The organism is Edaphobacter aggregans DSM 19364, assembly GCF_000745965.1.
Classification (GTDB): domain Bacteria; phylum Acidobacteriota; class Terriglobia; order Terriglobales; family Acidobacteriaceae; genus Edaphobacter; species Edaphobacter aggregans.
This window is the reverse complement of record NZ_JQKI01000152.1, coordinates 1-11,959: the sequence shown is the minus strand read 5'-3', so window position 1 is coordinate 11,959 and position 11,959 is coordinate 1. Positions and strand designations below refer to the sequence as shown.

General features: G+C 58.1%; 9 protein-coding genes and 2 pseudogenes. All 11 read left to right on the top strand.

The window, feature by feature from the left end; all coding sequences use genetic code 11:
- The first annotated feature begins 114 nt into the window (after positions 1-114).
- The 11 genes and pseudogenes from Q363_RS27135 to Q363_RS27095 all read left to right on the top strand — a co-directional run bounded on the left by Q363_RS27135 (position 115) and on the right by Q363_RS27095 (position 11,785).
- Positions 115-294, top strand: coding sequence for a hypothetical protein (locus Q363_RS27135; protein WP_035356953.1), 180 nt, complete (start codon positions 115-117; stop codon positions 292-294).
- A 614-nt stretch (positions 295-908) separates the two neighbouring features.
- The gene (locus Q363_RS27130; RefSeq protein WP_035356951.1) at positions 909-1,361 is read left to right on the top strand and encodes a hypothetical protein; all 453 of its coding nucleotides are present in this window, start codon (positions 909-911) and stop codon (positions 1,359-1,361) included.
- Positions 1,362-1,915: 554 nt separating this feature from the next.
- Positions 1,916-2,131 (top strand): hypothetical protein, encoded by a 216-nt coding sequence (locus tag Q363_RS41315; RefSeq protein WP_157467659.1) that lies wholly within the window; start codon positions 1,916-1,918, stop codon positions 2,129-2,131.
- Positions 2,132-2,202: 71 nt separating this feature from the next.
- Positions 2,203-3,435 (top strand): acetate/propionate family kinase, encoded by a 1,233-nt coding sequence (locus tag Q363_RS27125; RefSeq protein ID WP_035356950.1) that lies wholly within the window; start codon positions 2,203-2,205, stop codon positions 3,433-3,435.
- 21 nt (positions 3,436-3,456) lie between these two features.
- Positions 3,457-4,056 carry a histidine phosphatase family protein gene (locus Q363_RS27120; protein WP_035356947.1) on the top strand — a complete coding sequence of 200 codons (600 nt, stop codon included), beginning with the start codon at positions 3,457-3,459 and terminating at the stop codon, positions 4,054-4,056.
- A gap of 85 nt (positions 4,057-4,141) precedes the next feature.
- Positions 4,142-4,810, top strand: coding sequence for a glycogen/starch/alpha-glucan phosphorylase (locus Q363_RS27115; protein ID WP_084080823.1), 669 nt, complete (start codon positions 4,142-4,144; stop codon positions 4,808-4,810).
- A pseudogene (locus tag Q363_RS39245) lies at positions 4,807-5,282 on the top strand (glycogen/starch/alpha-glucan phosphorylase). Before Q363_RS27115 ends, Q363_RS39245 begins: the two are co-directional and overlap by 4 nt.
- The gene (pgm, locus tag Q363_RS27110; RefSeq protein WP_084080822.1) at positions 5,267-6,991 is read left to right on the top strand and encodes a phosphoglucomutase (alpha-D-glucose-1,6-bisphosphate-dependent); all 1,725 of its coding nucleotides are present in this window, start codon (positions 5,267-5,269) and stop codon (positions 6,989-6,991) included. The pseudogene Q363_RS39245 and the gene pgm overlap by 16 nt, the downstream one beginning before the upstream one ends.
- Positions 6,992-7,343: 352 nt before the next feature.
- A pseudogene (gene malQ / locus Q363_RS27105) lies at positions 7,344-8,567 on the top strand (4-alpha-glucanotransferase); the annotation flags it as partial.
- A 195-nt stretch (positions 8,568-8,762) separates the two neighbouring features.
- On the top strand, positions 8,763-10,847 hold the full coding sequence (gene tkt, locus Q363_RS27100; protein WP_211256375.1) for a transketolase: 2,085 nt from the start codon (positions 8,763-8,765) through the stop codon (positions 10,845-10,847).
- Positions 10,844-11,785, top strand: a complete 942-nt coding sequence (locus tag Q363_RS27095) for an alpha-amylase family glycosyl hydrolase (protein WP_084080821.1) — start codon at positions 10,844-10,846, stop codon at positions 11,783-11,785. Before tkt ends, Q363_RS27095 begins: the two co-directional genes overlap by 4 nt.
- The last annotated feature ends 174 nt before the right edge of the window (positions 11,786-11,959 follow it).

Genomic DNA, 11,959 nt, shown 5'->3' with positions numbered 1-11,959 from the left:
AGCATCGGGACGGTGCCGCTGCGCGGAGTGCCTCCGCCCGCCACGCATAAGGACAGCTGGAATGGAGTTTGTCTCGTGCTGTTGTCGAAGGCGTCTTAGTCGCAGAGCGACAGCGTGAATAAACAAGTAATAGATGACATCCTTGCGTTTCAAGGCCGACTGCTGATCCGTTCCGCACCGGTCGAGTTTCCCATGGCCAAGGAGCGCTTCTCTGACGCGGGGATCGCGCGAGATCTTCGCGTCGGGCTGCCATCAGACCTGCTTACGAGCCGGTCAGACATCATCGAGGCGTAGCATCAACTGCGGGCGGCTCACACCGATATCGGCGCAGGGCGAGCTGCTTTCCTTTCCCGTATCACATTGACAGGCTCAGGCGGCACCGCCAGCGTAGTATTCAGCGGACTGTTCTCGTCTACGTCTTCCGGATTGTTCGGCTCCGGAAGTAGGACCTGAACGTTCCTGCCGAGCATCTCGGTACCGATCTTCGATGCCGGGCGCAATGAACACCGTCGCCACCCCTGGCCCACTCTCGCCGCGGTTCGAGTTGAGCGGCCAAGATTGCCCGTCTTGCATTAGGTGCAAACGACCAGAGGGTTGAACCATACAAGTTCTTTCGGGATACATCGGACTGAACGATGACCAGATTGCTGCAATCCACCACGGTGTGGTGGGCGGAGCGGGCAGAACTACACGGATCCGCTGCGCCTGCAACCAGTGCAAACGATAGTTGAAGCGAACGAGCTACAGTCAGGTCCCATGTGACCATGATCACTGACTCTGCAATGTGCGAGTCATAGGTTCAGGGGTGTGCAATCAACAACGGTGCACTTGCTTACGCTGGCAGGCCTGTTCACGCTGGGAGGTTTTCCCGATATAAGATGCGGTTATGCGCGAGGAGGAATAGTGATATGCCCAAGGACATTCACGAGTTGGTAAAGGAATATCATGCTTTCTACGAAGTCTTGCCGTATAACATCTTGCTCCCCGAAAAGCATGGGAGCCTTCCGGCCACGAATCGAACAATTCAGGCTGGCTTTGATGTTGACATCTACGGCTTAAATCCCAAGAAGGAACTGGCGCCGCCGGGACCTGATCCGAACTACAAGCTCGGCTACGCCGAATTACAGAAAATTGCGGAGAAGGTTTCGGATCAGCATACCAAGGAGTTTTGCTCACTCGAGGTTATCCCATTCTCGTCGAGGATGGTTCTGGGTGGCTCAAGTCACACCGAGGTGCAAGGGATGCTGCGAATCAGAATTTCGCATCATCGGGGCCTCGATCGACCTGCCGACCTCCCAGAACAACAGGCACTTAAGGAACTTGAAACCACGCTGCGGGGCCTGGGCTTCGTGCGGCGATGACGCATCAACATATGAAGGAGACGGTCCCTACCGGTGGCGCTTACGGCTGAGGTGCAATTACCGAAGAGAATCAGATGGTAAAGGGCCACGTTCTGGAGACCAGACTTGACGCACGCAGAACCCGGTGCGCCACAAATTCGAGAGCGTCGTCTTGCCCGAGCCGCCCATTAGCTATACCAGGCGCGCAAGGCCGATGCTGCGGCGGGCCGCAAGTTCGCCGAGCGTCACCAACATGCGCCTTAGGCGCGACTGTCGACCAGGAGAAGCTTGACAACCATGCATAACCAGTTGCATATTCTCAACCGGGTTCGCGAAGAGATTTGCGAAGAGCTGTCGCTCCAGACATAGTGCGCCCGCCGACACCCGAGCCAATCTTCTTGTCATTGCTCGCTTGGCGCTCCTCAGGGGGCGTTAGTTTTTTGGTTTCAAAGGCCTACGAATGGCCTCTGCCTTGCCCTTCAATGAACGCCTTCGCCACCTGCAGGGAGCAGGAACCTCCACCGCGCAACGAAATCAGTGCCGCATCCTGTGCCGGGAAACAAGGAGCGTAAAAAATGACAACTGTCGTAGAAGCAGATGTACCGTCGCCCCCCTCGTTGAGCGCCTACGGACAAGCGAGATCCACGATTCAAGGATCTCCGCTGACCTCCGAAGAACTCAGGAAGACCGACGCCTACTGGCGGCCCGGAGATTACCGGATGGAGGTGGCCACACCGGTCCGCCTAGCTGGACTGAGTGTAGGCCGGCCGGGTGTGAGCGCGGCCAGCTAGCGGCCTCGGCCATTCCGATCACTTCGAAGGAGACAGAACCGCGATGAAGAGCTGAGCTAGCCTACCGAAATATGAGAATTCTCGTACTCAACTCGGGTTCCAGCAGTCAGAAAGCCTGCCTGTATGAAATCGGCGAGACTCTCCCGAAGCATCCGCCCGCCTGCTTGTGGGAGGGTAGGATCGAGTGGGGTGGCGAGACCGCCGCGATTGCCGTGAAAAACTTAAAGGGAATCGTCCAAAAAGAGCAAGTGGCGGTCGCATCACGCGAGCAGGCTATCAGGCATCTGCTGAGCACGTTAGTGAGCGGAGAGGCACGTGCCATCGCTTCCGCTTCCGACATCGATGTTGTGGGCCACCGCGTGGTCCATGGTGGCCCGCATTTCGAGGATCCAGTAGTGATCACGCCCGAGGTGCGCTCGGCAATTGACAGCATGTCCGAGTTTGCTCCCCTGCACATTCGTGCCGAGCTGGAGGGCATGAAGATTGTCGAGAATCTTCGGGCCGCCCTTCTGCAGGTAGCCGTTTTCGATACCGGCTTTCATTGCCAAATGCCGCTATCGGCGGCAATCTATCCAGGGCCCTATGAGTGGTTCGAGGGTGGCATCCGCCGCTACGGCTTCCACGGCATCAATCATCAGTACTGTGCTCAACGTGCCACTCAGTTGCTCGGGAAGTATCAAAAGCCGCTCAAACTCGTGACATGCCACTTGGGCAACGGGTGCTCCGTGGCAGCCATTCAAGGGAGCCGCAGTGTTGATACCACGATGGGATTCACTCCGCTGGACGGCTTGATGATGGGTACCCGTTCGGGCTCGGTCGATCCTGGAATCCTGACTTTCCTGATGCGCCAAGGACAACTGAATTCTCAGGAGATCGACAAGGTGCTGAACGAAAAATCGGGTCTCCTCGGTATCTCGGGCGTTTCGAGTGACATGCGCCAAATTCTCGCTGGAATCAAGCAAGGTCACAAGAGAGCCAAGTTGGCATTCGACATCTACGTTCACCGTCTGCGTGCGGCGATAGGTGGCATGGCCGCCGTGTTGGGAGGAATGGATGCACTGGTGTTCACGGCGGGTGTGGGCGAGAACTCCCCTGAAGTGCGGGCTGAGGCTTGCAGCTCCTTAGAGTTCCTTGGTCTCAGACTCGATAGCGAAATGAATGCACGGCCTTCTCTCGACCAGGATATTTCTACCGCAGATTCACGTGTGCGCGTCCTCGTGATTCGGGCGGAGGAAGATTGGGCTATTGCTGCGGAATGTTGGAAGCTGGCTCACGCAGCCACGCCCGTGGGGACAAGAAACTGAAGGGTTGAGGAGAGAGACTGCATGAGCGAAGTTCTTCCAGTAGTGTATTTAGCCCGGCATGGTGACACGGCATGGACTCTCTCGGGCCAGCATACTGGTCTTACTGACTTACCTCTGACCCCCAATGGCGAGCGCAACGCCCAGAGGCTTGGAGAACGTCTGAGGGGCATGACATTTGCGAAGGTGTTTACCAGCCCGTTGCAACGCGCGTCCCGAACCTGCGAATTGGCTGGATTCGGCAGCGTGGCGGAAACCGACCCTGACCTTGTGGAATGGGACTACGGTGAATATGAGGGGCGCCGCTCGGACGAAATTCTTGCAGAACGCCCAGACTGGCAACTTTTCCGGGACGGGTGTCCAGGCGGGGAATCGCCAGCACAGATAGGCGAGAGAGCGGACCGTGTCGTCCAACGTATCCGAGCCGTTGCTGGAGACGTCCTTGTTTTTTCGAGTGGCCACTTCATTCGGGTGCTGGCCGCCCGCTGGCTAGCGCTCGGTCCGGGATCGGCGGGCAAGTATTTTCTCTTGACTACGGCGAGCCTGAGCGCGCTAGGTTATGAGCACAGCCTTTCCCACCCGGTGATCCGGCTTTGGAATGACGATCATCACGTGGCCGCGTGATCCGACCCAGTCGTTCGGCACGAGGTGTCGTCGCGTTGGATTTGGGCAGTTGTGATTGCAGCTACTCAGACCAGAAGGATCTCTCATGAGTACAAAAGGTGTCCTAGCCCCGGAGTCCAAGGGAATCGTCCCCCCGACGACAAACTCAGCTAGTGCTTCAGAACTGCTTCAGCAGTATGGGTGCGGCCCGATTCCATTTGTAGGTTCGGAAAGTGCGTTTTACGAACGGCATATCGTTTTTGACAGAGTGATCGACCCGAAGGGTGCGACGGCGCGGGAACGCTTTGAGGCATTCTCCCGGTCCGTACGTGACATCCTCGCGCAGCGCTGGGTGCTGACGAAGAATACGTACGAACGAGAGAACGCCAAACGCATTTACTACCTTTCTATGGAGTTTCTCATCGGCCGCTCGTTGGCCAACAATGTTACCAACCTTCTGCTGGATCCTGTCGTTCAGCATGCGGTCCAGGAGAAGGGCATTGATTGGCTTGAGCTGATCGAACAGGAACCGGATGCGGGCCTGGGGAACGGAGGCTTGGGCCGCCTCGCAGCATGCTTCCTCGACTCGATGGCCACGAAGCGCAGTCCCTCTCCTACGGTCGTGGAGTCATCGGGATATAGCACCCGGGTCAGCGTTTCCGCTTCGAGAGTCTGGCCCACAGCGCCGACGATTTTCAGGAATTCGGCACTGGCGACTTTGTTTCGAACCAGATCTCCACCGCCGGCTACGAAGCTAGTGGAACCAGCAATATGAAATTCATGATGAACGGAGCCTTGACCGTCGGAACTCGCGGCGGTGCGACTATTGAAATGGCGGAGGAGCAGGGGAGGAGAACTTCTTCCTGTTCGGCCTGAATGTAGAACAAGTTGAGAACAGTCGTGGCCGGTATAGTCCGTATAGTCCGTACCGGCACTATGAAAATGAGCCGGAGACTCGAGCAGCTCTAAACCTCATCTTCTCTGACCACTTCAGCCGCTATGAACCAGGGGTGTTCAGTCCGTTGCGCTATACGCTCCTGAGCCAGGGCGATCACAACATGCATTTGGCTGATTTGACCTCGTACTGCCAAGCACAGGAACGAGTCGGCGCATTGTATGCCGATCGCGAGGCATGGGCGCACAAGGCGATCCTGAATATAGCGAGTTCCGGGAAGCTTTCGAGCGACCGCACCATTGCCGAATATGCACGCGACATCTGGAGAGTAAAACCATGCCCAATACCGTAGAAACACGGTCAATGGCAGCGAAACCCGGCGGAAACACGATTTCACCCCTCGCAGGCAGACCGGCTCCAAAGGAGATGCTGCTGGATGTCGCTCGCCTGGAGAAGGACTATTTTGAGTGCCATCCTGACCTGCAAGATCCCAACCAACTGGTTAGCTTCGGTACAAGCGGCCACCGCGGCTCACCCCTGTATGGCACCTTTACCGAAGCACACATCCTAGCGATCACTCAGGCAATCTGCGACCACCGTCGAGAGCAGAAGACAGACGGCCCGCTCTACATGGGAAAAGATACCCACGCGCTGTCAGAGCCCGCGCAGCGCACTGCGTTAGAGGTGTTAGCGGCAAATAATGTGGAGACGGTCATCCAGCAAGGGAACGGTGTAACCCCGACCCCCGTCATTTCACGAGCTATTCTCGTTTATAACCGCGGTCGCAAGGAACATCTTGCTGACGGCATTGTCATCACGCCATCGCACAACCCTCCGGAGGACGGAGGTTTCAAGTACAACCCGGCGAACGGCGGTCCGGCGGATACCGACGTGACGCACTGGGTCGAAATTCGGGCCAACGAACTGTTGCGAGCAGGCAATGTAGGAGTCAAACGCCTGCCATTCAGTAAAGCCATCCAAACGGCTTGTACACACCAAGAAGATCTGATGCTGCCGTACGTTCGCGATCTCGAAAACGTCGTTGACATGGATGCGATTCGCGGTGCCAAGCTCAAACTTGGCGTGGATCCGTTGGGCGGCGCTGCACGGCCGTATTGGGAACCGATCAACTCTATCTACGGATTGGACATCGTGGTCGTCAACCCGACGATCGACCCGACGTTTTCATTCATGACCGTTGATCACGACGGAAAAATCCGAATGGATTGTTCTAGCCCGTATGCGATGGCCAGGCTGGTCGGGCTGAAGGATGAATACCAGGTGGCTTTCGCCAACGATCCAGACTCGGACCGGCACGGAATTGTCACTCCCACCGGAGGTTTGATGAATCCGAACCACTATCTCGCGGTGGCTATCCGATATTTGCTCACACATCGCTCACAGTGGCGGCAGGAAGTTGCAGTCGGTAAGACTCTGGTGAGCAGCAGCATGATTGACCGGGTGGTAAAAAAGCTCGGTCGCGATCTGCGCGAAGTACCGGTGGGCTTTAAATGGTTTGTGCCCGGCCTGATCAATGGTTCGTACTGTTTTGGCGGAGAAGAGAGTGCCGGAGCGAGTTTTCTTCGCCGTGACGGCACCGTGTGGACGACGGACAAAGACGGACCCATAATGGACCTGCTTGCAGCTGAGATCACCGCCCGCACAGGCAACGATCCCGGGGAACACTACCGCGAACTGACGGCGGAGTTCGGCACCCCGTACTACACCCGCATCGACGCGCCTGCCACTCCCGAGCAGAAAACAAAGTTGCAAGAACTCTCACCAGAAGCGGTAAGAGAATCGGATCTGGCAGGCGAGCCCATAGCCGCCAAGCTTACCCGAGCTCCCGGCAATAACGCTCCCATCGGCGGTCTGAAAGTTGTGGCCAACAGCGGCTGGTTTGCCGCCCGGCCCTCAGGCACAGAGAACATCTATAAGATTTACGCAGAGAGCTTCAAGAGCCAGACACATCTGAATGCGATCGTGAGCGAGGCCCAGGAGATGGTGAACAATGCACTGGGTTCCTCTGGGGCCGGTTCTAGAACTGGAGCCCGGCGATGAATGGGCCAAGCGGTAAGACGAACGTTCCGCCTTTTCCGCCCGGATACCGCTCTTCCGGCTTATTGCTGCACGTCACGTCTCTGCCCTCACCTTATGGCATCGGTGATCTGGGACCATCGGCGTTTTCATGGGTCGATCGGCTGCATGAAGTCGGGCAAGGATGGTGGCAATCATTACCGCTCGGGCCGACCGGGTATGGAAACTCGCCCTATCAATCTCTATCATCGTTTGCGGGCAATGTCCTGCTGATCAGCCCCGGCCTCCTCATCTCGGATGGGCTGTTAGAGGCGAGTGATTGTGAGTCCCACTTCCCTCCGGACGTCGTCGACTACGACTCCATTGTTCGTTCAAATGGCGGTTGCTTGAAAGGGCATGGAAAAACTTCAAAGCCGGAGAGCGCAAAGACCTGCGCTCCGCCTATGACGAGTTCTGCGCCGCGCAGGCAAATTGGCTCGAAGACTATGCTCTATTCCGGGCGCTGAAAATCAAGCACGAAGGATCTTATTACCTCGAGTGGCCGGAAAAGTTGGTTCAGCGCCGTCCGGATGCCTTAGCCGCGGCGCGGCGAGAGTTGGCAAGTCAAATCGATCAGGTCCGCTTTGCGCAGTTCATGCTGTTCCGCCAGGCCGAACCACTCAAGGAACACGCCCATGCCAGTGGCGTACGGTTGATCGGCGACCTACCTTTTTTCGTTTCTCCCGATTCCAGTGATGTTTGGGCTAATCCGGAACTGTTCCTGCTGGACGAGCAGCGTTGGCCGCGCTTCGTTGCTGGGGTTCCTCCCGACTACTTCAGTGCGCAGGGACAGTTGTGGGGCAATCCCGTCTACAACTGGGATGCTCTTCGTTCGACCGGTTATCGGTGGTGTATAGACCGGCTGCGTGCGCTGCTGGCTCACGTAGATATGATTCGCTTGGACCACTTCCGTGGGTTCGCGGCCGCGTGGCACGTTCCGGCCGGGGCGCCAACAGCCCAGTCCGGACAGTGGGTGCCGGGTCCAGGGGCTAGCTTTTTCCAGACAGTACAAAGGGAGCTAGGTTGTTTGCCGTTCATCGCAGAAGATCTGGGTCTGATTACGCGCGATGTGCAGGAGTTACGTGATCAGTTCCAGGTACCAGGTACGCGGGTCCTGCAATTCGCCTTCGACGGAAATGCAGAAAATCCGTATCTTCCGCACAATTTTGTCCCCAACACAGTCGCCTACACCGGCACTCATGATAACCCCCCGACTCGCCAATGGTACGAAGAATTGCCCAGTGACCAGCGACAGAACTTGTGGCGCTATCTCAAGGTCGAGCCGCGCGACAGTGCCGAAGCTGCTCCCGCGCTGATCCGCCTGGTGTGGACGTCCGTAGCGGCGCTATCGATTGTTCCATTACAGGATCTACTCGACTTGGGCAGCGAAGCTCGCATGAACGTGCCCGGTCGCGCCGAGGGAAATTGGCGCTGGCGCTTCCGCGAAGAGAGTCTGTCCTCCCCGGCCTTTGAATGGCTGCAGGAATTGACCGAGAGCTCAAATCGCTTAGTCGACCCAGGAATTCCGCGAACCAGCGGGGTGATCGGAGCGGTTTCGTGAATGCGAACGCCACTTGCCCTAATCACTGGAGCCGGAAGCAATCAGCGCCCAGCGGGGCGCAGGAACCACGCCGCTCAAGACGTAGATCTGCGGGTCGCGCCTCGGTGGCCCTCTGCACGGTCAAGCCCGCAGGCTACAACGCCGTGGTGGCGGTCGCGGCCGTAACTGAGAAAATCAGCGTTTAGGAGGGGAACAATGAATACGACACGAATTGCTCAACCGATGACAGGCGCGGAAATTGATCAATTGTGTATCAATACCATCCGGACCCTTTCGATGGACGCGGTCCAGCAGGCCGAGTCAGGGCACCCCGGCACGCCGATGGCCCTCGCACCGCTGGTCTACACGATCTGGAACCGTGTCATGCGTTTTGATCCACAGGACCCGATCTGGCCCAACCGTGATCGGTTTGTGCTCTCGAACGGTCATGCTTCGATGCTGCTCTGGTCTGCGCTCCACCTCACCCGGACGCGAGCAGTCAATGCCGACTACGAGAGGCTGGGACAGCCCTCGGTGACCCTCGACGACATCCGCCGCTTTCGCCAGCTTGACTGCAAGGCCCCCGGTCACCCCGAGTATCACTGGGTCTCTGGCGTCGAGACTACCACCGGCCCACTCGGACAAGGCATCGCCACGAGCGTGGGGATGGCCATCGCGCAGAAGTGGCTGGCCGCCCATTACAACCGGCCTCGGTTCGAGATCTTCGACTACAACATCTATGCGGTTTGCGGAGATGGCTGCATGATGGAGGGCATTGGCTCAGAAGCAGCGTCGTTGGCCGCTCACTTGGGCCTTGACAATCTCTGCTGGGTCTACGACAACAATCACATCACGATCGAAGGCCACACGCGTATCGCCTTCACTGAGGACGTTGCGGCCCGGTTCCTGGGTTACGGATGGAACGTTCTGCGGGTCGGCGATGCCAACGATACCGATCGTATCGAGCACGCCCTCGAGGTCTTCAGGAGGACGAAGGGTCGCCCCACTTTCATTATCCTGGACAGCCACATCGGTTACGGCTCGCCGCACAAGCAGGACACCTCTGCAGCCCACGGCGAGCCACTCGGCGAGGAGGAGATCCGCCTCTGCAAGCGCGGCTACGGATGGCCCGAGGACGCGAAGTTCCTCGTGCCCGAGGGCGTCTATGAGCACTTCTCCGAGGGTATCGGCGCCCGCGGCGCAAAGGCCTGCCAGGAATGGACAAAGCTCTTCGCTTCTTACAGAGGCACCTATCCCGAACTTGCGGCCGAGATCGACCAGATGCAGCGACGCGAACTCCCGGCCGGGTGGGATCGCAACTTACCCGTATTTCCGGCCGACTCGAAGGGTATGGCGGGGCGGGAAGCCTCGGGCAAGGTATTGAACGTGCTCGCACAGAATATTCCCTGGTTCCTGGGGGGCTCGGCGGATCTGGGGCCATCGAACAAGACCCTGCTGACCTTTGAGGGCGCGGGAGATTTTCAGGCTGATACCCCGGGTGGGAAGAACCTGCACTACGGCATCCGGGAGCACGCCATGGGAGCGGTTGTGAACGGGATCTCCCTTTCCAAGCTCCGGGTGTTTGGAGCGACATTCTTTATCTTCAGCGATTACATGCGCCCGACCATTCGGCTCTCCGCCCTGATGGAGCTGCCCACCATCTTCATCTTCACGCACGACGCCATGGGTGATGGGGAGGACGGCCCCACTCACCAGCCGATAGAACACTTGGCGTCCTTGCGTGCCATTCCCGGCCTGGTCACGTTGCGGCCCGGTGATGCCAACGAGGTCGTCGAGGCCTATCGCTACATCATGCAACTGCGCCACAAGCCAGCCGTGCTGGCGCTGTCGCGCCAGCCCCTGCCCACCCTGGACCGAAGCAAGTACGCACCGCCATCAGGTGTGGCGCACGGCGCTTATGTGCTGGCGGACGCTCCAGGCGGCGAACCCGAAGTGATCCTCATCGCCTCAGGCAGTGAGGTCAGTCTCGCCGTGAATGCGCACGAGACACTACTTGCCGAGGGCATCCGCTCGCGAGTCGTATCGATGCCGTCCTGGGACATCTTCGACCACCAGACGCAGGAATACCGGGACAGCGTGCTACCACCAAGCGTAAAGGCACGCGTCGCGGTCGAGCAGGCTTCCACGTTTGGATGGGAGCGATACGTTGGCGGTTCCGGCCATGTGATCGGGATGAAGACTTTCGTGGCCTCAGCGCCACTTAAGGAGCTCCAGAGGAAATTTGGCTTCGAGCCGGAACGGGTGGTGGCGGCGGCTAAAGAACTGTTGTGCAAAGGATGAGCCATGGCTGTCATCCTCAGCGGTGGCAGTGCCGTTCTCAAACCAGAGATTCGTCTACAGCAAATGTTGGCAAGAGCAGCGGACGTAGCGCTCCTCTTGGCGCAACCGTACTTCCCAATGGCATCAATTTCAGCGTGTTTTCGCGGAACGCTTCAGGCGTGGAGCTGCTGTTCTTTGACCGGGAAGATGCCCAACCCGCGCGAGTGATCACCATGGATCCCGTGGCCAACCGTACCTACAATTATTGGCATGCCTTCGTGCCGGGGGTGGAGCCGGGGCAGCTCTACGGATATCGGGTGCAGGGACAGTTCGATCCCGCGAGTGGAATGCGGTTTGATCCCACCAAGGTCCTCCTCGACCCGTACGGACGCGGCGTAGTTGTTCCCAAGAACTACAGCCGCGATGCAGCGCGCACGAGAGGCGACAACGCCGCCACCGCGATGAAGAGCGTCGTGGTGGATCCACAGGCGTACGATTGGGAAGGCGACACCCTGCTGCGTCACCTGAGCTCGCGAACAGTCATTTACGAGATGCACGTGAAAGGTTTCACGCGTCATCCCAGTTCGGGGGTTTCGGAAAGTAACCGCGGTACCTATGCTGGTTTGATCGAGAAGATTCCTTATATCCACCAACTAGGCATTACAGCCGTTGAACTCTTGCCGGTGTTCCAGTTCGACCCCCAGGATGCTCCGGGGCGTGTCAACTATTGGGGATATGCCCCCGTCTCGTTCTTTGCACCGCACCAGGCCTACAGCTCCAACCGCGATCCGCTCGGCTCGGTAAACGAATTTCGCGATATGGTGAACGAACTGCACCGGGCAGATATTGAAGTTATTCTCGACGTGGTCTTCAACCACACCGCCGAAGGTGACCACCTCGGGCCGACGCTGAGTTTAGGCGCGACTGTCGACCAGGAGAAGCTTGACAACCATGCATAACCAGTTGCATATTCTCAACCGGGTTCGCGAAGAGATTTGCGAAGAGCTGTCGCTCCAGACATAGTGCGCCCGTCGATATCCGAGCCAATCTTCTTGTCATTGCTCGCTTGGCGCTCCTCAGGGGGCGTTAGTTTTTTGGTTTTCAAAGGCCTACGAATGGCCTCTGCCTTGCCC